This window comes from Streptosporangium sp. CA-135522 (assembly GCF_050949235.1).
Classification (GTDB): Bacteria; Actinomycetota; Actinomycetes; order Streptosporangiales; family Streptosporangiaceae; genus Streptosporangium.
The window spans coordinates 5,554,312-5,574,520 of record NZ_CP192026.1; the positions used below are offsets into that span (position 1 = coordinate 5,554,312).

20 protein-coding genes are annotated in these 20,209 nt (G+C 68.8%); 8 read left to right on the forward strand and 12 right to left on the reverse strand.

Translation table 11 applies throughout. The features are described from left to right. Nucleotides 1–55: 55 nt before the first annotated feature. Complete coding sequence (locus ACQPYK_RS26390; RefSeq protein ID WP_433236028.1) at nt 56–460, forward strand: MerR family transcriptional regulator; 405 nt, start codon at nt 56–58, stop codon at nt 458–460. 174 nt (nt 461–634) lie between these two features. On the opposite strand, the gene ACQPYK_RS26395 is transcribed toward ACQPYK_RS26390, so the two are convergent. Continuing rightward, the gene (locus ACQPYK_RS26395; RefSeq protein WP_433236031.1) at nt 635–1,132 is read right to left on the reverse strand and encodes a hemerythrin domain-containing protein; all 498 of its coding nucleotides are present in this window, start codon (nt 1,130–1,132) and stop codon (nt 635–637) included. Between the two features lie 359 nt (nt 1,133–1,491). Here ACQPYK_RS26395 and ACQPYK_RS26400 point away from each other — a divergent pair, with 359 nt between their 5' ends. Continuing rightward, nucleotides 1,492–2,706, forward strand: coding sequence for an MFS transporter (locus ACQPYK_RS26400; RefSeq protein ID WP_433236034.1), 1,215 nt, complete (start codon nt 1,492–1,494; stop codon nt 2,704–2,706). 91 nt (nt 2,707–2,797) lie between these two features. Here the strand turns inward: ACQPYK_RS26400 and ACQPYK_RS26405 are convergent, their stop codons facing one another. Continuing rightward, entirely contained in the window at nt 2,798–3,541 is a 744-nt protein-coding gene (locus ACQPYK_RS26405; RefSeq protein WP_433236037.1) for a TetR/AcrR family transcriptional regulator, read from the reverse strand. Between the two features lie 261 nt (nt 3,542–3,802). On the opposite strand from ACQPYK_RS26405, the gene ACQPYK_RS26410 reads away from it, so the two are divergent. The 4 genes from ACQPYK_RS26410 (at nt 3,803) to ACQPYK_RS26425 (ending at nt 9,013) form a co-directional block, all read left to right on the forward strand. Beyond that, nucleotides 3,803–5,320, forward strand: coding sequence for a hypothetical protein (locus ACQPYK_RS26410; RefSeq protein ID WP_433236040.1), 1,518 nt, complete (start codon nt 3,803–3,805; stop codon nt 5,318–5,320). Between the two features lie 152 nt (nt 5,321–5,472). After that, nucleotides 5,473–5,988 carry an ArsR/SmtB family transcription factor gene (locus ACQPYK_RS26415; RefSeq protein ID WP_433236043.1) on the forward strand — a complete coding sequence of 172 codons (516 nt, stop codon included), beginning with the start codon at nt 5,473–5,475 and terminating at the stop codon, nt 5,986–5,988. Nucleotides 5,989–6,068: 80 nt separating this feature from the next. Further along, nucleotides 6,069–6,269: a hypothetical protein gene (locus ACQPYK_RS26420; RefSeq protein ID WP_433236046.1), complete on the forward strand. Its 201-nt coding sequence runs from the start codon at nt 6,069–6,071 to the stop codon at nt 6,267–6,269. After that, on the forward strand, nt 6,269–9,013 hold the full coding sequence (locus ACQPYK_RS26425; protein WP_433236049.1) for a TIM-barrel domain-containing protein: 2,745 nt from the start codon (nt 6,269–6,271) through the stop codon (nt 9,011–9,013). Before ACQPYK_RS26420 ends, ACQPYK_RS26425 begins: the two co-directional genes overlap by 1 nt. Before the next feature lie 114 nt (nt 9,014–9,127). On the opposite strand, the gene ACQPYK_RS26430 is transcribed toward ACQPYK_RS26425, so the two are convergent. From ACQPYK_RS26430 to ACQPYK_RS26460, 7 genes are all read right to left on the reverse strand, one after another. Next, nucleotides 9,128–10,405, reverse strand: a complete 1,278-nt coding sequence (locus tag ACQPYK_RS26430; RefSeq protein WP_433236052.1) for an MFS transporter — start codon at nt 10,403–10,405, stop codon at nt 9,128–9,130. A gap of 76 nt (nt 10,406–10,481) precedes the next feature. Beyond that, the gene (locus ACQPYK_RS26435) at nt 10,482–11,066 is read right to left on the reverse strand and encodes a winged helix-turn-helix domain-containing protein (protein ID WP_433236055.1); all 585 of its coding nucleotides are present in this window, start codon (nt 11,064–11,066) and stop codon (nt 10,482–10,484) included. A 297-nt stretch (nt 11,067–11,363) separates the two neighbouring features. Next, nucleotides 11,364–12,065, reverse strand: a complete 702-nt coding sequence (locus tag ACQPYK_RS26440) for a nucleoside/nucleotide kinase family protein (RefSeq protein ID WP_433236058.1) — start codon at nt 12,063–12,065, stop codon at nt 11,364–11,366. Then, a complete protein-coding gene (locus tag ACQPYK_RS26445; RefSeq protein WP_433236061.1) occupies nt 12,062–12,943 on the reverse strand; it encodes a sugar phosphate isomerase/epimerase family protein in 882 nt (293 codons plus the stop codon). The genes ACQPYK_RS26440 and ACQPYK_RS26445 overlap by 4 nt, the downstream gene beginning before the upstream one ends. Nucleotides 12,944–13,008: 65 nt before the next feature. Then, nucleotides 13,009–13,785 carry an ATP-binding cassette domain-containing protein gene (locus tag ACQPYK_RS26450; RefSeq protein ID WP_433236064.1) on the reverse strand — a complete coding sequence of 259 codons (777 nt, stop codon included), beginning with the start codon at nt 13,783–13,785 and terminating at the stop codon, nt 13,009–13,011. After that, nucleotides 13,782–14,756 (reverse strand): ABC transporter permease, encoded by a 975-nt coding sequence (locus ACQPYK_RS26455; RefSeq protein WP_433236067.1) that lies wholly within the window; start codon nt 14,754–14,756, stop codon nt 13,782–13,784. Before ACQPYK_RS26455 ends, ACQPYK_RS26450 begins: the two co-directional genes overlap by 4 nt. Before the next feature lie 64 nt (nt 14,757–14,820). After that, the gene (locus tag ACQPYK_RS26460; protein ID WP_433236070.1) at nt 14,821–15,888 is read right to left on the reverse strand and encodes a sugar ABC transporter substrate-binding protein; all 1,068 of its coding nucleotides are present in this window, start codon (nt 15,886–15,888) and stop codon (nt 14,821–14,823) included. A gap of 130 nt (nt 15,889–16,018) precedes the next feature. On the opposite strand from ACQPYK_RS26460, the gene ACQPYK_RS26465 reads away from it, so the two are divergent. Beyond that, on the forward strand, nt 16,019–17,227 hold the full coding sequence (locus tag ACQPYK_RS26465; RefSeq protein WP_433236073.1) for an ROK family protein: 1,209 nt from the start codon (nt 16,019–16,021) through the stop codon (nt 17,225–17,227). Between the two features lie 213 nt (nt 17,228–17,440). On the opposite strand, the gene bla is transcribed toward ACQPYK_RS26465, so the two are convergent. Both bla and ACQPYK_RS26475 read right to left on the reverse strand, forming a co-directional pair. Beyond that, nucleotides 17,441–18,442: a class A beta-lactamase gene (gene bla / locus ACQPYK_RS26470; protein WP_433236076.1), complete on the reverse strand. Its 1,002-nt coding sequence runs from the start codon at nt 18,440–18,442 to the stop codon at nt 17,441–17,443. 200 nt (nt 18,443–18,642) lie between these two features. Further along, entirely contained in the window at nt 18,643–18,912 is a 270-nt protein-coding gene (locus tag ACQPYK_RS26475; protein ID WP_433236079.1) for a hypothetical protein, read from the reverse strand. 73 nt (nt 18,913–18,985) lie between these two features. On the opposite strand from ACQPYK_RS26475, the gene ACQPYK_RS26480 reads away from it, so the two are divergent. Further along, complete coding sequence (locus ACQPYK_RS26480) at nt 18,986–19,180, forward strand: helix-turn-helix domain-containing protein (protein ID WP_433258918.1); 195 nt, start codon at nt 18,986–18,988, stop codon at nt 19,178–19,180. A 121-nt stretch (nt 19,181–19,301) separates the two neighbouring features. Here the strand turns inward: ACQPYK_RS26480 and ACQPYK_RS26485 are convergent, their stop codons facing one another. Further along, nucleotides 19,302–20,204, reverse strand: coding sequence for a branched-chain amino acid transaminase (locus ACQPYK_RS26485; RefSeq protein WP_433236082.1), 903 nt, complete (start codon nt 20,202–20,204; stop codon nt 19,302–19,304). Nucleotides 20,205–20,209 lie beyond the last annotated feature (5 nt).

The window sequence follows — 20,209 nt, forward strand, 5'->3', positions numbered from 1 at the left end:
CTCGAACCTTCACACATGTGTGATGGTCAACGCGACAAGATGCGAGGTCGGTCATATGCGTATTGGAGAGCTGTCAGAGCGCACCGGCACGTCCCGCCGACTGCTGCGCTACTACGAAGAGCAGGAGCTGATCGTCTCCAACCGCCGTTCGAACGGCTATCGCGACTACGACGAGCGCTTCGTGGATCGGGTGGTGCAGATCAGAGGCCTGCTCGATGCCGGACTGCCGACCCGGATCATCAAGCAGATCCTCCCCTGCCTCGACAAGCCCCGGATCATCCACTTCGCCGACGCGACGCCGGAGATGATCGCCACACTGGAGCACGAACGTGACCGCATGACCGAACGCATCCGGTTTCTGAGCCGTAACAGGGACGCCCTGTCCGACTATCTCGACGCGGTGCGCGACGACAACCGCCCGGACACCGCCATGGCGGACGCCCTCACCTCTTCGAGATGATCCCGCCGGCTCGCCGGCCGGATACGGATCACGCTCTCCGGCCGGCGGGAAAGGACGGCAGCTCCGCGATCTTCGACCGAGGAACGCGGCGGCCTCGGTCCTCCGCCGGTGCCGGGGCATCCCGCGGCAGGCCTCGGATCGGCCGGGAGGTCTTCACGAAGATCGGCGAGCCGGTCAGGATTTCGCGTCGTCGATGAGGAGGAAGCCGGGCCGGGAGCGATCCCAGCCCGGCACGTTCAGCGCGTTGAGCGCCGAGACGACTCGTTTCTCCTCGTAGACGAAATGCGTCTCCATCAGCGCGGCGAGGCTGTCCAGCTCGCTTCGCACTTCGATGGGGTTCACCCCCTGGCCCAGGCCGTCGAGGAGCGTCTGCAGCCGTTGGAGGGAGTCCTCCACCAGCCGGTGGTCACGACGCAGTTCGTCCAGCACCGGACGTAGTTCGGGAAACCGCTCGGCGAGCCTGGGGAAGGCGCTGTCGTCCTCGCCGGTGTGGTGCCGGTTCAGGGCGGAGCAGAAGGTCAGGCAGTGGGCCCGCAGCTCGCGGGGGCGCACGCCGTCGGCGAGATAGGCGTCGATGTCCTCGCGAAGCGTGGCGAGCTCCTCGCGGAGCCACAGATGCACTTCGATCAACTGGTTGCCGAACGCCGCCAGGCGTTCGTCGGGCGTTTCCATGGTCGTCCTGTGTTCCGGCGCCTCCATGCCCTCGGCGATCTCTTTGCCGGGTGCACCGCGACGCTGGTACAGGACTCCATCACTGTTGCAACGATCAGTCAACCCGCGCCCGGTCGCGCTCAAGGTCACGTCAGACGCCGCTTCGGGCGCGTAGGAGACGCCCCCTCAGCGCCCGGATCGTCGAGCCGGGCGTGCGGCGCCGAGCAGATCACGCCCGAAGGAACCGCTGATCGACCGCCTGGGGCCCGTCGTCGCCGGGGTGCGCAGGACGCTTCGACGCCCTCCGGCGTACATGTGACAGAGCTCACATCTCACCGCATTGACCTTCACATCAATGTGAGGGTTTGAGCATACGTACCATGCGTAACCGTACACAACCAGTTGACTCTCCCCACGAGACCCGGGGAAAGGGACTCCCTCTACCGGCGCTGCTGGCGCTGGCCACGGCCGTTTTCATCACCAGCCTGACCGAGACGCTGCCCGCAGGCCTGCTGCCCGCGATGAGTGCCGACCTCGATGTCAGCGAGTCCGCGATGGGGCAGACAGTGACGATCTACGCGATCGGCACCGCCCTCACCGCGATTCCCCTGACCGCGGCCACCGCGGGGTGGCGACGCAAGCGGCTGCTGTTGACGGCGGTGGCGGGATTCGCCGTCGCCAACACCATCACGGCGGTCTCGGCGTACTTTCCCCTGACCATGGTGGCGCGGTTCGTCGCGGGGGTGGCCGCGGGCCTGGCCTGGGCGCTACTGGCCGGATACGCCCGCCGTATGGCACCCGTTCACCTGCAGGGTAAGGCGATAGCGATCGCGATGGCCGGCATTCCGGTCGCCCTGTCGCTGGGAGTCCCCGCCGGAACCTTCCTCGGCGGCGTGCTCGGCTGGCAGGCGGCCTTCCTGATCATGACAGTGCTCGCCGTCATCTTGCTCGCCTGGATCACCGCGGCGGTCCCGGACTACCCCGGACAGCGGCGCGACGGCCGAACCCCGATGCTGCAGGCCCTCCGCGTCCCCGGCGTGGCAGCGGTCTTGTTCGTCACCCTGGTCTTCGTCCTGGGCCATACCGTTCTCTACACCTACATCGCCACGTTCCTCGACCGGCTCGGCATGGGCGGCTCCATCGATCTCGTGCTGCTGGTCTTCGGCGCCGCCTCCCTGGTGAGCATCTGGATCGTGGGCGCCCACATCAACCGCCGGCTGCGGATCCTCACCATCGCCAGCGCCCTCCTGGTCGCCGTCGCGGCCGCCATCCTGGCAGTGCTGGCCGACAGCCCGGCCATGGTCTACCTCGCGGTGACGCTGTGGGGCCTCGGATGGGGAGGCGCTCCCACCCTGCTGCAGACCGCCGCGAGCGACGCGGGGGGCGAGTCGGCAGATGCCGCCCAAGCCATGCTCGTCACGCTGTGGAACGCCGCCATGGCCGCGGGCGGGGTGGCCGGCGGCGTCCTCCTCGACCTCCTCGGCCCCACCTCCTTCCCCTGGAGCGTCCTGGCGCTCCTGGTGCCGGTGCTGGCCGTCGTGATCGCCGCCCGTGCGCACGGTTTCCCCGCCAAGCGCGTGAGCACGTCCTCATGACACCTGCGCCCGACATCACGGCCCTGCCGCGGCCCATCCCGCCTGGGAGCAGGTGAGAAGGGTGCCGCCCATGGCATCCGGGAAACGGCCCTCAACGTAGACGAGGGCTGCGGCCGAGTCCGAGGAGGCCGAGGAGCTGGTCCATCATGTGCTCGAACAGCGGTAGATGGTCATCGAAGGCGAAGGAAAGGTGGTCGTAGACGGCCATGCAGATCAGGCCGTAGATCTGACGCCAGCAAGTGATCATCAGAAGAGCCACGCCGAGGGGAAGATCGAGGCCGATGACCTCGCGGTAGGTCTTCAGCTGCGGTGTCAGGGACGGAGCGATCTGCTCGTCCGCAAGGTAGACCAGGCGCCCTTCATGCCACAGTCTCGCGAAGAGCTGCCCGAAGAGGCCACCAAGCTCACGTGCGATGACCTGGGGGATGCCGTCTCCTGACGCGGCGACCTTGGGATAGCCGGCGCCCATGAGCAGATTGAACTCGGCTTTGTTGGCGAGAGACCAGTCCAGCACGGCACGGGTGGCGGCATGCAGCCGGGCGCTGATGTCGTCGGGATCCTGGCGTTGCACGGCCTGAGCGACGATCTCGATGAACTCCGCGGTGATGTCGTCGTAGAGGGCACGGACGAGGCCTTCCCTGCCGTTGAAGTAGCGGTAGAGGGCCGGGGGCGTCACTCCTACGCTTCGGGCCACGGCGGCGACGGTGAGCCCTTCGACACCTTCGACGGCGGTGAGCTTTCGCGCGGCGACCTTGGCGTCTCGCTCGAGCTCCGCCCGCAGCCGTTGCCGTCGCGTCACCCCTGTCACGTGCTCGTCTTCGTTGGTGTCGGACACCGTCGTCTCCTTGCGCTGGTGGACGTGGTCGAGCCCTGCTTCACCCTCTCACTGGGAACCGGGCAACTCGCTTTCAGTGAAGGCATGGTACATAGTTAAGGCCATTCACTCCGTGAATGGCCTTAACGGATGGACGAAGTGCGCGCGTCCTGCGATTCATGACGGCCGCGCCGCCGAGCCTGTGCGTGAGTTCAAGGCCCAGAGCCCCGGCACATGCCGGACACGCTGACGAGGAAGAGGTCGACGGGAATGGTGCCGTTAGTGAAAGCTGCGACGACACTTGTCGGTGGCCACGTGGCCCGGTCGGGCGGTGCGTTGTCGAAGCGCGTGGACGAGATGCTCGGCCGCGAGCCGACCGCGCTCGTGCGGGAGGCGGAGACAGCCGCTCCCCGCAGCCATCGGTCGGACATCCGCGGTCCGAGCACCCCCACCATGGGCGGGCGAGCCGCCTTCGCGCGAAGGAACGCCGGCCGCCCGAGGAAGACGTTCCGTTCCGGCGAGCACGGCCGGCTCGCGATCGCCGCGATCCTCCTCGTCGCAGGAGGCACCACCGCCTGCTCCCCGTCCGGCGTCGGAGAGGACGTCGGAGAGGACGTCGGGCGCGCCGTCACCTCGGAGGGGAAAGAACAAGGGGCCACCGCGAACACGGCGGAAGCCGGATTCACCGAGGCGGTGAAGAGCCTCTCCCTCATGGCCTCGTCAACAGGACCGGTCATCTGCTCGACGAGCGACGACGACTGGGAGGCGGCGGCCTTCGACGACACGCTCCGTACGAGAATCGCCACCTTCTCCCAGAGGGCTCTCGAACCCCGGCTGGCCGAGATCGCCCGGGAGGCGGAAGGAGAGAGGGCATTCGTCCCCAGCCTGTGCGGCGAGAAAGGAGAGGCCGGGGTCAGCCCGGTCTCACCGGACGGGCAACGCGTCGCGGTGCAGGTGAACCTCTCGGAGGGCGGCACGCAAAAGCAGGTGGGCTGGGTCGACCTCCGTACCGGGAAGTTCACGAACATCACCAAGAGCTCGGAGAAGAAGGGTTACAGCTCGGAGACGTTCTCCGATGAAACCCCGGGGTTCGCCCCGGACGGAGGGTTCTGGTTCCTGCGGGACTCTCAGGAGTTCCTCTCCGCGGACGAGAACGGCCGCCTCTCCCCGCACCAGTTCAGCCTCGCCTGCTTCAGACGGCAGGAGGGGGAGGTTTTCTACCGCCCCGTGAAGTCGGTCGCCGTCCTGTGCCCGCAGACCGTCCACCCGTCCGGGAAGTTCGCGGCCTCGGCCACCCATGCGGGCGTGGGCTTCTCCTTGGTCGACGGATTCGATCTGGACGTTCTGGCGCCCAAGGCCGACCGGTTCTCCGACGCCCCCGTCCGCAGCCCGCTGAGCAACCATGTCATCGTGCGCGATCACGGCCGGCCGCGGGGCTGCAGGCCTGTGGCGTGGGTCAACTCCGACGACCTTCTCTGCTCGGGACCGAACAATGACTTCTACACCGTGCGGGTCGATCCCGCCGCGGCACGAGGCGACATCGAATACGTGCGCACGGTCGAGGTCAGGGTGAAGGCCGAGATCGCCCCGCAGACCGAGAGCAGGATCGTGTCGGTCGCCGTCTCCCACGACCGCGACTCTTTGATCATCGCGGCCAGTGAGGACGGCCAGGGGAGCAAGACGAAGATATATCGCGCCAGCCTGACCGCGCCTGGGGAACCGGTGGAACTGGGACCCGTTCCGGCGGGGGTGGGCGGCGAGCCCACCTTCCTGGGAAACTTCCAGAAGATCGACGGGTAGAGGCCGGCCGGGCCACGCCCGCACCCCGGTCGGGACGCGAACACCGTCCCGACCGGCATTCGGGCTGAGCGCTCACCGACCGTCACCCGCGACGACTTCGCCGCTCCGGAACCGGCTTGTCAGAAGCGTTGAGATCAGTCGACACTTGCCGCATGGAGGATCACCTGGTGCTGCGCGAGGCAGCTCAGTTCAAGGCGCTCGGGCATCCGCTGCGCCATCGCCCGGTCAATGCGCTTCGCCAGCGACGCGCCACGATGGCCCAGTTGGCGACGGCGCTCGGTTCGACCAAGGGAACGGTCGGCTATCACATCAAGATGCTCCAGGACGCCGGACCGGTCAGGCCGGGAGACAGACGTCAGGTGAGGGGCGGCACCGAGCAGTACTACGAGCTCGTCAGCAAGAGCTTCACGCTTCACGAGGACGCCGAGGCCGACTTCCTCATCAAGGCGGCCATGGCCGAGATGCTCACACCCTCACGGGAAGGAGCCGAGTTCACCAGGCTCCACCACGTCTGGCTCACCGCGGGCGAGGCGGAAGCGCCGGCCAAGCGGATACGGCAGGTCGAGCCGGGCACGAACCCGACCGACGGCCGGGAGCCGTACGGCATGCCGATCAGCCTGTACCGGGCGAACATCCCCACGCTCCCCGAGGAACGGCCGGACCGGTGACCGCCGGTTTCCCATGAGGGCCCGGAGCGGGGCTCGATCTCAGAACGCGACCGGATCGCCGACGAACGCGACCGGACAGAATGATCGCCGACCCCGAGCGCCTGGGCGAGCTCGACCCGTTGATCCTCGACCGCCGACGGCCCGGCTCCGAGCGTCGCATCATCGCGAAAAAGTCATTTGCTTATTCTCTTTCGCTCGAACCGTATTTCGCTCAACTATTGACAGGTGGAGGCGGCTGGCTTGAAATGTCGGCTAACCCCCTCCCCCTCCAGGTGGTGTGATGAAGCACCGGACCAGCCCCCTGATAGCCGCCATCCTGCTGATCGCCGGGCTCGTGGCGTTACCGGCGACGGCGGCGAACGCCGCCACGATCGGCAACGTCACCGCGTTCTCCGGCAGCGGGAACGCCTACACGGTCACGGCGGGCAGCGCCGTCGTCCGCATCCGGTTCGCCCGCTCCGACGTCTTCCGGCTGTGGCTGGCGCCCTCGGGCACCTTCACCGACCCGGCCGGCTCCGACATCACCGTCAAAACCGACTTCGGTCCGGTGACCACCGCCTCGACCGATGCCGGCGGCTACTACCGGATCAGCACGCCGGCGGTCAGCCTGCGGGTCTACAAGTCACCGCTGAGGTTCGCGCTGTACCGCGCCGACGACACCACCCTGCTGTGGGCCGAGGCGCAGGGTCTGACCTGGACCGGCACCCAGACCTCCCAGTACCTGTCCCGTGGCGCCGACGAGCAGTTCTACGGCACCGGCCTGCGGCTGGGCGAGTGGGCCCTGCGCGGCAAGACCGTGCCGATCGCCGTCGACAACAGATGGCGGGAGAACAACAACGCCAGCCCCGCCCCCTTCTACATGTCCACCAACGGCTACGGCGTGCTGCGCAACACCTGGGCGCCCGGTTCCTACGCCTTCGGCGCACCGGGCACGTTCACGCACAACGAGAACCGCTTCGACGCGTGGTACTTCGCCGGCGGTTCTCTCAAGGACGTGCTCAACGCCTACACCGACGTCACCGGCAAGCCTTTCCTGGCCCCCCTGTGGGGCTTCGAGCTCGGCAACGCCGACTGCTGGTCGACCTACGACACCGACCCCGATCAGGGGCCGGTCAACCGGGCCGGCCACCTGAAGACTCCCGACGTCGTCCCCTACGCCCAGCAGGCCCGCGACAAGGACATGCCGTCCGGGTGGTTGCTGCCCAACGACGGTTACGGCTGCGGCTACGAGGACCTGCCCGCGACGGTGGCGGCTTTGAAGTCACGTGGTTTCCAGACCGGTCTGTGGACCTCGACCGGCCTCGCCAACGTCAAGCAAGAGGTCGGTACGGCGGGCACCCGCGGCATCAAGACCGACGTGGCCTGGATCGGCGGCGGCTATCAGTACGCCTTCAACGGCGTGAAGCAGGCGGTGGCCGGCATCGAGGACAACTCCGACGCCCGCCGGTATGTGTGGACCGTGGACGGCTGGGCCGGCACCCAGCGCAACGCGGTCGTGTGGACCGGTGACACCTACGGGCAGTGGTCGGACATGCGCTGGCATGTTCCCGCCATCACCGGCGCGGGCCTGTCCGGGCTGAACTACGCCTCCGGCGACGTCGACGGCATCTTCGCCGGCTCGCCCAAGACCTACGTCCGCGACCTGCAGTGGAAGTCGTTCCTGCCGGTGTTCATGACGATGTCCGGCTGGGGCGCGACCAATCCGACGGCCGGATACAACGACAAGCAGCCGTGGCGCTACGCCGAGCCGTACCTGTCGATCAACCGCAAGTACCTGAAGCTGAAGATGCGGCTGATGCCCTACCTGTACTCGATGAGCCGGGTGGCCACCGAGACCGGCGTGCCGTCCACCCGGGCCATGGTCCTGGAGTTTCCCGACGACCCGGTGGCGCGTGGCAACGCCACCGCCGGCCAGTTCATGGCCGGCGACGCCTTCCTGGTCGCGCCGGTGGTCTCCGACACCACCGTGCGCGATGGCATCTACCTGCCCGCCGGGACGTGGACCGACTACTGGACCGGCAAGGTCTACCGGGGACCGGGCACGCTCAACGGCTACAGCGCTCCCCTGGACCGGCTGCCGTTGTTCGTCAAAGGCGGTGGGATCGTACCGATGTGGCCGCAGATGAACTACACCGGGGAAAAACAGGTCTCCACCCTCACCTATGACATCCACCCGAGGGGATCGTCCAGCTTCACCCTGTACGAGGACGACGGTGTCACCCGCGCCTACCAGGGCGGCGCGTACGCGAAGCAATCGGTGGCGGTGAGCGCGCCGAACACCGGTTCGGGCGACGTCGTCGTGAACGTGGGCGCCAGCACCGGTGGCTACAGCGGCAAACCCGCGTCTCGGGGTTACGAGTTCAGCCTGCACGTGGCCAAGGCGCCGTCCTCGGTCACGGTCGACGCAACGACGCTGGCGGCGCTGTCCTCCAAGAGCGCCTACGACGGCGCCGCCACCGGCTGGTACTTCGACCCGGCGGGCGTGCTGTGGGCCAAGACCGGATCGAAGTCCGCCGCCTTCACCCTCACCGCGACCGCCACCGCGTTGCCGGCCGCCTCTCCGGTCGGCGGATCGGCCCCGATCGCCAAGGCCGGCTGGTCGCTGGTCTCCGCCGACAGCCAGGAGACCGGCGCCGAGAACGGCGCGGCGGCCAACGCCTTCGACGGTGACTCCTCGACCATCTGGCACACCCGATGGTCGAACGGCACCGACCCGCTGCCCCACCAGATCGTCATCGACCTGGGCGCCCGGTACGCGGTGGACGGCCTGCGCTATCTGCCCCGCCAGGACGGCGGCGTCAACGGCCGCATCGGCCAGTACGAGATCCACGTCTCCGACTCCGCCACCGACTGGGGCGCGGCCGTCGCCACCGGCGCCTTCACCGACACCGCCGCCGAACAGTCCACCGCTTTCACCTCCCGGACCGGACGCTACGTGCGGATCCGGGCGCTGTCCGAGGCCGGCGGCCGCGGACCATGGACCAGCGCCGCCGAGTTCGGCCTCACCGGCACACCGAGTCCCTAGACGGATCGAACGTGCGGATCCCCGCTGCCCGGACCTGCCGGGCAGCGGCGCCGTGGTGTCGCCGGGGCGACACCACGGCGACAGTGCGACGACAGTGCGCCGGCTCCGGCGCGGCTACCGCACCGGCTGCGGATCCTCGGCGGGGACCCGCCCGCGTGGTCTGTGCGGATACAGCAGTGCCGAGACCAGCAGGACGACGGCCGCGATCGTCCAGACGGCGGCGGTGCCGGCCGGGGCGGCCAGCCGGCCGATGGCCAGCGAGGAGACCAGCGCTCCGAGCTGGAGCTGGAGCGAGTCCACCGACATGAGCGTCGCCCGCCGGGTGGAGACGACGCGCCGGTGCATCATCTCCGCTCGCAGCAGCCCGGTCACCGAGAGCCCGGCGAACAGCACGACGTAGGTCACCGCGGCGGCGACGATGCCGGGCACGCCGGACAACGCCACGGAAGCGGCGAGCGCGCCCAGCGCGGCGGCGGTGACCACGGTCGCGGCCGCCGCGGCACGGGCCGAGGTGCCCAGCAGCCGGGCGGCCGCGGGGGCGAGCGTGTGGCCCAGCGCGTTGGCGGCGAAGCCGAGGGCCGCCACGATCGCGTATACCGTGCCGCCGCTTTCGGGCCGCCCGCTCAGGGTGGCCAGCCGACCGGGGGTCAGCAGCTCGACGGAGTTGACCGCGACGCCGATCGCGAAGGCGACGAGCAGCAGCCTGCCCAGGCCACGATCGCGGAGGGCGAGCCGCAGGCCCGTGCCGATCGTGGCCGGCACGTCCCGCAGCACTCCCGTGAGCGTGGGACGCGGACGCGGCGGCTCGGGCATCGCGACGAGCACGGCCACCAGGAGGACGGCGGACGCCACCGCGCCTGCCAGCACAGGCACCGCCAGCGGCGTGATCACCTGCTCCGGTACGGCCGGCGGGACGAGGCCGCCCACCAGCGTGCCGGCACAGAGCGCGACCGCCCCCATGGCCTCACCGCGCGCCAGGCCGGGTTTGAGATCGGCGTCCGGGCCTTCGGCGACGTGCAGTGCGTCGACGTACCAGGCCTGGGCGGGGCCGCTGGCCAGCGCCCGCGCCACGCCTTTGAGGCTCAAGGCGGCCAGGAACTGCCACACCGTGGTGGCGAAGGCCAGCATGGCCAGGCCGGCCAGGCCGAACGCGGCGGAGGCGGCGAGCACCGCCCGGCGGCCCAGCACGTCGGCGAGCCCACCGGTGGGCAACTCCAGCGCGATGCAGGTGGCCGAGTAGGAGGCGGTCACCAGACCGATCGCGGCGAGGCCGAGTCCACGCTCGGTCATGAGCAGGATCATCGGGGCCAGCGTGAGACCGGGCGGCAGCCAGGTCAGGAAGCTGATCAGAGCGTAACGACGTCGCGCCGACCGGGGGGACGGAAGGGTCATCGGCGTTCGCCTGTTTCGTGACGTCTCGCGGCAAGGGGTGCCGGTGTCATGTGCGGCGGCCGGGGTCCGCCGGCGGTCATCCGGCTTCCGCCGGTCTGCTGGAGGGGCGGTACGGGAAGACCGCGAGATGGACGTTGACCTCCTCGGCCGTGGGATCGCCCGCGTCGCGTTCGGCCAGCTCTCTGGCCACCTCCATGGCGCGACGGCGGAACTCTACGACGGCGGCCGGTGCGAGCCGTACGGTCTCGTCGCTCATCCCGGCGGCGTCGATCCACTCGGCGCCCCAGTCGTCCATCTCCCGCTCGAAGGCCTCGTGGTCGCGGGCGAGGATGTGGAGCTGGCGGCGGCGCATCGCGGCGGCCGCCTCCCGCCCCTGCGGCGTGCCGGCCAGCTCGGAGTTGCTCCACGCGGTGTAGCGGTAGCGGGCCCGCCAGCGTCGCTCGCGAGCGTCGCGCCGCTCGGGATCCTCCTCGATGAGCCCGTATCTGGCCAGCTCACGTAGGTGATAGCTGGTCGAACCGGAGCTCTCGCCGACCTTTCTGGCCAGCTCGGTGGCCGTCGCGGGCCCCTCGATGCGGAGCAGGCCGAGCAGGTGTCCGCGCAGCGGGTGGGCCACGGCCTTCAAAATACGCGGATCCGTGACCCGGAAGATCTCACTCATCGCGTCCTCCTTCGCAGGCGTACACGGCAGCCTAAGTATGCAAAGGTAATTTTGCAAATATTCCTTTGCGATATGGCCAGCGTCGGGCTGCTGGACTTCGATCTCCCCTGTCCCGGAAACGCGCTACCGGGCGTCGCCTACGTGTTGGAGTACGTGGCGCCCTTCCGCGACGATCAGCAGGCCGTGAGACGGCGTCACTTCGCTCGGGGTTGTTCGAATGACGAGGTGCTTGCCGGCGCGAACCCGCGACTTCACCGGCGACGCCTCGGACGAGCGCGTCCGCGCCCTGGCCACGGTTCAGTCCGGCCGCTGATCTCCGCCGGTCCCCTTGGGGCGGCCGATCGACCGAAGGACATCGTCGGGGACGACGAGGTCTGCGTGAGCGCGGGTCGTGGCGACGAGGTCGGCGTTGCGCTGGTCGGTTCCCAGCACCCAGGCCACGGCCGCGTCACGGTCCTTGCCGAACCGCTCGTGGCGGGAGACGAGGCGACGGACGCGCTCGTCCGAGCCGAGGTCGCAGTACCAGACCTCGTGGAGCCGGGGCCGCACGTGTGCCCAGTCGCCTCGATCGAGCAGCAGGTAGTTCCCTTCGGTGACGACGAGCCGGGCGACCCGCGGGACCGGAATGCTCCCGGCGATCGGCTGTTCCAGGTCACGCTCGAACGCGGGCGCGTAGATCACGTCGTCTTCGTCCTCCCGAAGGCGGCGGAGCAGGGCCGCGTATCCGGCGGCGTCGAAGGTGTCCGGGGCCCCCTTGCGGTCGCGTCGCCCGAGCCGGTCGAGCTCGACGTCCGCCAGGTGGAAGCCGTCCATCGGCACGTGTGCCACCCATTCCAGCGGCGGCAGACCCGCCGGAGGCGTCCGCCGCAGCAGGGCGACCAGGTTCTCGGTGAGCGTGGTCTTGCCCGCCCCGGGGCTTCCCGTGATGCCCAGCAACGCGCGGCGCCCGCCCCGTACGAGGGAGCGGGCCCGGTCTGCCAGGTCGTCGAGGGTCGTCATCGGGATCGGCTCGCGTGGAGCTGGCTGGTGATGAAGGCGTGAGCGTGACGCGCCAGGTCCTCACCGTCCGACCAGAGGTTGCGCCATATGGCCAGGTCGTTGGAGAGGCCTCGCATCACGACCGCCGAGGAGAAGGACTCGAAGGTGATCGGCCCCTGGTATCCGACGTCTCCCAGCGCGTGGAAGAACGAGGTGAAGTCCAGGTGCCCCGAGCCGGGGTAACCGCGGTGGTTCTCGCCTATGTGAACGTAGCCGAGCCGGTCACCGACTTCGTGCACGGGGCGTACGAGATCGTCCTCTTCGATGTTCATATGGTAAGTGTCGAGGTGGATGAGCACGTTGTCCTCGCCGATGTCATCGGCGAGGACGAGCGCGTCGCGTGCGGTGTTGATGACGTTGGTCTCGTAGCGGTTGCAGATCTCAAGGCCGAGCGTCATGTCGCGCCGTCCGGCTTCCTGGGCCAGCCGTCGTAGCACCGAGACCACGTTGCGGCGTCCGGCGGCGGTGAGCGGGTGATCGTACTTGCCCAGGGCGCTGTAGAGAGCGCCGGTGAAATGCGTGCCACCGAGCGCGCCGGTGACGGCCAGGGAGTCATGCAGCAGCTTCTCACCACGCTCCACCACGGAGGGGTCGTCGCTGGAGACGTCGGCGTCGAAGGCGAGGCCACGCGAACACGCCACATCCAGGTCCGCCGCGCGCAGGGTGTCGCGTGCGGCGCCGACGTCGAGGTTCGCGGAGTCGTGCAGAGAGATCTCGAGCAGGTCGAACCCGGTGGCCTTCGTCTTCTCGATCGCGTAGGCCAGCGAGGACGGGCTCGTGTCGCCGACCCACACCAGAGCGTGCACGCCGATCGGGTTGATCTTGGTGTCAGTGGTCATGAGGAGGACGCTTTCTCGTGTTCCTGAAGTCGTGTTCACCGGCCGATGGCGCCGTGAAGTCGTGTTCACCGGCTGATGGCGCCGGTGACGAGGGCGACGATCTCCTCACCGGTCGTCTCGGCCGTACGGCGGCCGCCGACACAGCGGCCGGCGCGCATCACCCATACCTGGTCGCCAAGCCGTATGACCTGCGCGAAGTTGTGGCTGATGAGCAGGACCGCGTGTCCCTCCTCGCGCAGCCTGAGGATGAGCTCCTCGACACGGGCGGTCTCCTGGACACCCAGGGCCGCGGTGGGCTCGTCCATGATGACGAGTTTGGAGCTGAAGCCCGTCGCGCGGCAGATGGCGACGGCCTGGCGCTGACCGCCGGAAAGCCGCCGGACGCGTGACCGCACCGCGGGGACGTTGACCGCGAGCGTGGAGACCATCTCCCTTGCACGGGACTGCATGGCGCGCCGGTCGAGGACGGCGACGGGGCCCAGCCGATGGACGATCTCGCGGTTGAGAAAGAGGTTCTGCCAGACCGTGAGGTCCTCGACAAGCGCGAGATTCTGGTGGACGGTCTCGATACCGGCCTCGCGAGCGTCCTCGGGCGAGTGGAAGTTGATCTCGTCGCCGTCGAAGACGATGCGCCCGCTCTGCGGCCGGTGGATCCCGGAGATGCAGCGCACCAGCGTGGACTTGCCCGCGCCGTTGTCACCGACGAGGGCGGTGATCTCGCCCCGGCGCAACGCCAGGGAGACCTCGACGAGAGCGCGGACGTTGCCGAAGGACAGGGAGACGTTCTCGCAGCGGAGCAGTGTGTCGCCGGGCAGGACGCCGGGCTCGGGATGGGCGGTCATCGCTGGAACCTCGTCAGAAGTGCGGCCAGCACCACGACGATGCCGACGGCCAGTGGCTGATAGAACTGCGAGACGCCGAGCAGGGTGAGGCCGTTGACCAGCGCGACCAGCAGCAGGGCGCCGATGACCGGGCCGATGATGGTCCCCCGCCCGCCGAAGAGGCTGACGCCGCCGAGCACGACCGCGGCCACGGAGTTGAGCAGGAAAGAGGTGTTGGAAGCGGGCTCGGCGGCACCGATGCGCGCGACCAGCAGGATCGCTCCGAGCCCGGCGAGCGTGCCGCTGATCGTGTATACGGCGATCTTGATGCGCTGGGTACTGATCCCCATGGCCGTCGCGGACTCCGGTGCTCCGCCGGTGGCCAGCACGTGGGTGCCGAACCGGGTGTAGAAGAGCGTCACGTGCGCCACCAGCGCGACCACGACCGCGATGACGAACGACCAGCCGAAGATCCCGATGCCGCCGGTCGACAGGCTCAGCAGGGCCGGGTCGATGATCGTCACGGGTTTGCCGTCGGACAGGATCAGCGCGAGCCCCGAGGCCGCCGACAGCATCCCGAGCGTCACGATGAAGTCCGTGATCCTGCCCCAGGCGATGATCATGCCGTTGACCGCGCCGGCCAGGGCCGCCGCAATGACCCCCAGCAGGCACGACAGTAGCAGTCCTCGCCCCGCCGAGTAGGTCTGGCCGAGGACGACCGCGCCCAGGGTCATGGTGGAGGCGATCGACAGATCGATGCCGGCCGTGGCGATGACGAAAGTCTGGCCCACCGCCAAGATGATGAGGATCGCGGCGGCGACCAGCATCGATGCGATGTTCCCGGGACTCAGGAACGTCGAGTTCAACACCTGGAAGACGATCACGAGGACGACCAGCCCGACGAGGGCCGCCCACTCGGCCCAGAAGCCCACATCCTTCAGCCGGGCCGACCATGCCTCGTGGTCGCGTGCCGCGAGCGTTGCGTTTGCCATGTCCGTTCCCTTCGTCGCGGTGGCTCCAGCACATCCGGCTGTCCGTCGGCGACGGTGGTGGCCGCTACCGGATGAGGGTCTTGAACGGGTCGTCGTAGGTGCCGAACGGCTTGGGCGCCGATGACAGCGCCTTGTCGGCGTTGTCCTTGGTGACCATCTCGACCGGTGCCTTCACATTGGCCGGGAGCGTCTTGCCCCCCGCGGCGGCTTGGCACGCCTCGATGCCCATCAGGCCCATCGCGTACGGGTACTGGGCGACGGTGCCGTCCAACGTGCCGGCCTTGACCGCCTCGAGCGCGTCCTTGATCCCATCGACGCTGATGACCTTCACCTTGCCGCTCTTGCCGACGTTGGCCACGGCGCGTGCCACCCCCAGCCCCATGTCGTCGTTGGCGACGAAGAAGCCCACCAGGTTCGGGTTCGCCCGCATGACGTCGGTCGCAGCGGTGAGCGCGGTCTGGCGCTCCCAGTTGGCGGCGACGGTCTGGACGACCTTGAGGTTGGGGCCGATCCCCTGTTGGAATCCTTGGACCCTGGCACCGCTGGTGACATCTCCGGCGATGCCGCCGACGACCGCGACGTCACCGCCCGAGGCCAGCAGTTCGGTCATCCGCCGCCCGGCCATCTTGCCCGCCTCGACGTTGTCGGTGCCGATGTAGGTGGCCAGCTTGACGTTGGCGCTCTTGGCCGCGGTGGCGTCGACCGGGCTGTCGATGTTGACGATGCTCTTGTTCATCGCGGAGAGCTTGGCGAGGCCCTGGATGAGGTTGGTACCGGAGATCGGATTGACCACGTAACAGGAGAAGGCCTGCCCGGCGAGGCCGTTGAGCTTGTCCGCTTGGCCCGTGGTGTCGGTGATGGAGTTGGCCGCCTGGACCGTGACGGACGCACCGCCCGTACGAGCCTGATCGTCGATGCCCTGCTTCATCGTCTGGAAGAACGGGTTGTCCAACCCCTTGATCACCGCTGCGATCTTCGGAGCGTCGCCCGCCATATCGCTGTCCGCGGCCGCGTCGACCCGAAGTCCCAAGCTGGCGAACCCACTGGAGCCACAGGCTCCCAGCACGAGTCCCCCCGCGGCCATGACTGCGCTGACCATCACCGTGCGACGGCCTCTGGTGTTCACGTGCATCGGATGCCCCTTTCGGCCTCGGTGAGATGACGGTATGGCCACTTATGGGACACAACAACCCTTCTTCCGACTTTTTAAGTCGAAAGATTCTTGACTTACGCATGGCATCCGACATAGCTAAAGTAGTCGAATGGACACAACGGCCCTCTTCGCTCCGCGGATGGGAGTCAGCTCGGGCGAAATCCTCAGCCTGTTTCGCGACGTCTCCGACGGCCTCACGAAAGCCGACGTCATGCGCCGCACCGGTCTGTCGCGCACCACGGTCAACCAACGCCTCGACGGGCTGCTCGCCGCCGGGCTGTTGATAGCCGCGTCCCAGGACGCGCGCACCCGCGGCCGGCCCGCCGGCCGGTTCGTCGTCAACCGCGACCGCGGGGTCCTCTTAGTGGCCGACATCGGCGCCACCGCCTTGCGCACCGCCTTGTGCGACCTGGGCGGGAAGGTACGGGTCGAGCGCGAGACGCGCGCCGACGTCACGGCGGGCCCGCAGGCCATCCTCGGAATCGTCGACAAGCTGTTCACCGAGATTCTCAAGGACGGCCGCCACGAGCCCGGCGCCGTGCTCGGCGTGGGCATCGACGTCCCCGGCCCCGTCGACTTCGCGACCGGGCGGGTGGTCAGCCCGCCGATCATGACCGGCTGGGATCGCTTCGACATCCCCGGGTGGTTCAGCTCCCACTACGACTGCCCGATCCTGGTCGACAAGGACGTCAACGCCATGGCCTTCGGCGAGCAGCGCCTGCGATACCCCGATGTCCCGCACCTGCTCATGGTCAAGATCGGCACCGGGGTCGGGACCGGCCTCATCGCCGGCGGCCAGGTGCACCGCGGCGCCGACGGCGCGGCCGGCGACGTCGGCCACATCCAGGTGACCGTCGACGACGTGAACGAGCCGCCCCTGTGCAGGTGCGGCAACGCCGGCTGCGTGGAGGCCTACGCCGGCGGATGGGCCCTCGTCCGTGACCTGCGGGAGGCGAACCGCGACGTCGCGACCGTCGACGACGCCGTACGGCTCATCCGCGGCGGCGACCCCGTCGCGGTGCGGCTCGCCCGGCGCGCGGCCCGCATCCTCGGCGGCGCCATCGCCGACACCGTCAACCTGTTCAACCCCCGAGTCATCGCGATCGGCGGCCAGCTCGCCCACACCGACGAGCAACTCTTCGCCGGCATCCGCGAGATCGTCTACCGGCGGTCTCTGCCCCTGGCCACCCGCAACCTGCAGATCGTCCGCAGCGACCTCGACCCTTACGCGGGAATCCTCGGGCTCGCGCAGCTCCTCGTGGACGGGATCTACACCCCGCAACGGGTCCAGGAGCTCGTCGACGGCACGGTGGCGTAGCACGGAGCGATGCCGGTGATCGACGATCCGGCCCGGTGCGTTCAGGGCCCGGTGCGTTCAGGGCCCGGTGCGTTCAGGGCCCGGTGCGTTCAGGGCCCGGTGCGTTCAGGAGGTTCTGCGCTGGTCACGGTGGCGACGATGCCGCCAAGCCCGGCCGCGACGATACCACTACCAGCGCAGATCCCAGCCGTGATCTCAAATGTCACCGGACTTCTAGCCAAGCTTGCCCAGGGCCCGGGCGAGGATGGCGGCGGTGTCGGCGATGACCTTGTTGTCGTTGGGGGCGTCGGCCGCTCGGTGAGTGGTGTAGATGGTCATGATCAGCGGTGCCGCCGCCGTGGAGGTCCGGATGACGGCGATGTCGTTGGTGGATCCGTAGGACGAGGAGGAGCCGGTCTTGTCGCCGATGATCCAGGTCTTGGGGAGGCCGGCGCGAATGCGCGTGTCGCCGGTCTTGTTCGCGCGCAGCCACTCGTTCAGTTGCGCCCGGTCCTTGGCGTCGAGCGCGTCACCGAGCGTGACCTTCTGCAGATCGTTGGCCATGGAGGCGGGAGTGGTGGTGTCCCGCTTCTCCTTGGGATTCCAGTCGTTGAGCTCGGTCTCCCAGCGGTCCAGGCGGGAGATCGAGTCCTTCAGCGTGCGGATGTACCTCGTCAGTCCCGCCGGGCCGCCGATCTGCTTCAGCAGCATGTTGCCCGCGGTGTTGTCGCTTAGGGTGATGGCCGCCTCGCACAGTTGGGCGACGGTCATCCCGTCGTCCACGTGCTTTTCGGTCACCGGTGAGTTCTCCTTCACCTCGCCGGGCTCCCAGCGGACGACCCGCTCCATCAGCCCCGGATCGGATGTGCGGGCCCTGTGCAGTACGGCGGCGGCCGCCAGCGCCTTGAAGGTGGAAAGCATCGGGAAGCGCTCGCCGGACCGGTAGGTGATCGTCTTGCCCGTGGCCGTGTCGAGGGCGTACGCACCGATGCGGCTGCGGGAGGACGCCTCCAGCGCGCGCAGCCGCCCGCGCGCGTCGGCCTCTCGGGACACCCGTAGGTCATCGAGGGCGGCCTGCCCGCTTCCCACTCCGGCCCGGGCCACCGCGGTCTGCGAGATCGGCCGGCTGTCGGCCGAGGCACCCGCACCGTAGGCGGCGCCCACCACCAGGATGGAGATCGCCAGTCCGGTCGCTTTCAGCGTCACGGGGAGGCGGCCGACGTCAAGGTGTCGCATTCCATGTCCTTGCTCTCGATCAGCAGATAGACGGAGCAAACCAGACCGGATCAAACGATGTCCAATATCGATATCAGTTGGACATCGATACCAAATCGGATATCACCGCAAGTTCCGTACGGCAAGCGAAGGCCCCTTGCGCCGTTCTCACGTGCCGCACGATCTGCTGCGCCGCCAGGTCCACCCGTTTCGCCGCCGGTTCACCCGTCCGAAGTCGGACCAGTCATCCGACCAAGGCTGCGTGAGGGGCCACTAGATCCCCCTCCGGCGTCGGCCCGCTGCCGCCACTTCTCCAGGAGCGCCGGCATCTCCAGCCGGAGGAACTCCAGGAACTCCTGTCCCTCCGCCAACCGTGCCGCCGCCCGGCTGCCCGTACCCGTTGCCTCGATTCCGTCGAGCAGGGTCCGTTCCCACTGCCTGAGCAGCATTTCCTTATGGGCGATGCTCTGGTACCACACGTTGTCGTGCATCCGGTAGTGATCATGGCGCGCGCCCGGCCCGCGCTCCCGGATTATCAGGGCCGTCTGCATCAGGTAGCGGAGGATTCGGCGACGCAGGCTGGAGAACTGCCGCGCCGACCTCGCCGACCCCCGTCTGCGAGCGCACTCCATACAGGACATCGCAGCCCGATGGGGGTTCACGCACGCCACCGACTTCAGCCGCGCCTTTCGCCGGGCGTACGGGATGCCCCCAAGGACTACCGCCACTCCGTGCCGGACTCCCCGTGATCGCCGTTGAGCCTCCACCGTGCCCGGGAGTGCTCGGCCGGTTCCGAGCAGGCGTTCCCGGCCCGCGGACAGTGCGTCCGGCGGGGATGACGCGGGATCAGTGGGAACGCGGGATCAGTGGGAACGCGCGATCAGCCGACCGGAGTGAGCCAGTCACGGTGGCGGTCGTCGCGACCGTGCACGGCCGCGTCGTAGGCGTGTTTGAGCTTGGCGGTCACCGGCCCCTCCACGCCGATCTCGCGGTGGTCGACCGAGGCGACCGACACGATCCCGGCGGCCGTCCCGCACAGGAACAGTTCGTCGGCCGTGTAGAGCTCGGCGCGCAGGATGTCGCGCCGCCGAACGGGCAGGCCGAGGTCGGCGGCGAGCCGCTCGACGGTGTCCTGGGTGATGCCCTCCAGGGCCCCCGCGCCGGCCGGCGGGGTCACGAGCACGCCGTCACCGACGAGGAACAGGTTGGCGCCCGTGCACTCACTCACGTTCCCGGCGGCGTTGAGCAGCACGGCCTCGTCGAAGCCCGCCTCCAGCGCCTCGGTCTTGGCGAGAACCGAGTTCAGGTAGGGTCCGGTCGCCTTGGCGACAGTGGGAACGACGGCGGGATCGTTGCGCCGCCAGGAGCTGGTCATGAGCCGCACCCCCTCATCCAGGTAGGTGCCCCACTCCCAGGTGGCGATCGATACCGTGACCGGGCAGTTCCTGGCCGATATGCCCATCTCGCCGTAACCACGGTGCGCGAGGTGACGGATGTAGCAGGAGGAATGGCCGTTGGCCGCGACCGTCTCAAGGGTCGCGGCGTGCAGCTCGCCATGGGAGTACGGCAGGGCGAGGCCGATGATCTTCGCGCTCCGGTAGAGCCTGGCCAGGTGGGCGTCGAGCCGGAAGACGGCGGGTCCCTGCGGTGTGTCGTGGACCTTGGTGCCCTCCAGCACGGCCGTGCCGTAGTGCAGGGCGTGTGACAGCACGTGGACGCGCGCTTGTCCCCAGGGGACCAGCGCACCGTCCATCCAGATCGTCTCCGCCTCGGGCAGTTTCATCACGT

Excerpts from the sequence above, each read along its gene's own strand:
- ACQPYK_RS26460 (WP_433236070.1), bottom strand. The coding sequence starts at position 15,888 with ATGCACGTGAACACCAGAGGCCGTCGCACGGTGATGGTCAGCGCAGTC.
- ACQPYK_RS26465 (WP_433236073.1), top strand. The coding sequence starts at position 16,019 with ATGGACACAACGGCCCTCTTCGCTCCGCGGATGGGAGTCAGCTCGGGC.
- ACQPYK_RS26450 (WP_433236064.1), bottom strand. The coding sequence starts at position 13,785 with ATGACCGCCCATCCCGAGCCCGGCGTCCTGCCCGGCGACACACTGCTC.
- ACQPYK_RS26455 (WP_433236067.1), bottom strand. The coding sequence starts at position 14,756 with ATGGCAAACGCAACGCTCGCGGCACGCGACCACGAGGCATGGTCGGCC.
- bla (WP_433236076.1), bottom strand. The coding sequence starts at position 18,442 with ATGCGACACCTTGACGTCGGCCGCCTCCCCGTGACGCTGAAAGCGACC.
- ACQPYK_RS26475 (WP_433236079.1), bottom strand. The coding sequence starts at position 18,912 with ATGCACGACAACGTGTGGTACCAGAGCATCGCCCATAAGGAAATGCTG.
- ACQPYK_RS26400 (WP_433236034.1), top strand. The coding sequence starts at position 1,492 with ATGCGTAACCGTACACAACCAGTTGACTCTCCCCACGAGACCCGGGGA.
- ACQPYK_RS26425 (WP_433236049.1), top strand. The coding sequence starts at position 6,269 with ATGAAGCACCGGACCAGCCCCCTGATAGCCGCCATCCTGCTGATCGCC.
- ACQPYK_RS26485 (WP_433236082.1), bottom strand. The coding sequence starts at position 20,204 with ATGAAACTGCCCGAGGCGGAGACGATCTGGATGGACGGTGCGCTGGTC.
- ACQPYK_RS26430 (WP_433236052.1), bottom strand. The coding sequence starts at position 10,405 with ATGACCCTTCCGTCCCCCCGGTCGGCGCGACGTCGTTACGCTCTGATC.
- ACQPYK_RS26420 (WP_433236046.1), top strand. The coding sequence starts at position 6,069 with ATGATCGCCGACCCCGAGCGCCTGGGCGAGCTCGACCCGTTGATCCTC.
- ACQPYK_RS26435 (WP_433236055.1), bottom strand. The coding sequence starts at position 11,066 with ATGAGTGAGATCTTCCGGGTCACGGATCCGCGTATTTTGAAGGCCGTG.
- ACQPYK_RS26445 (WP_433236061.1), bottom strand. The coding sequence starts at position 12,943 with ATGACCACTGACACCAAGATCAACCCGATCGGCGTGCACGCTCTGGTG.
- ACQPYK_RS26440 (WP_433236058.1), bottom strand. The coding sequence starts at position 12,065 with ATGACGACCCTCGACGACCTGGCAGACCGGGCCCGCTCCCTCGTACGG.
- ACQPYK_RS26390 (WP_433236028.1), top strand. The coding sequence starts at position 56 with ATGCGTATTGGAGAGCTGTCAGAGCGCACCGGCACGTCCCGCCGACTG.
- ACQPYK_RS26415 (WP_433236043.1), top strand. The coding sequence starts at position 5,473 with ATGGAGGATCACCTGGTGCTGCGCGAGGCAGCTCAGTTCAAGGCGCTC.
- ACQPYK_RS26395 (WP_433236031.1), bottom strand. The coding sequence starts at position 1,132 with ATGGAAACGCCCGACGAACGCCTGGCGGCGTTCGGCAACCAGTTGATC.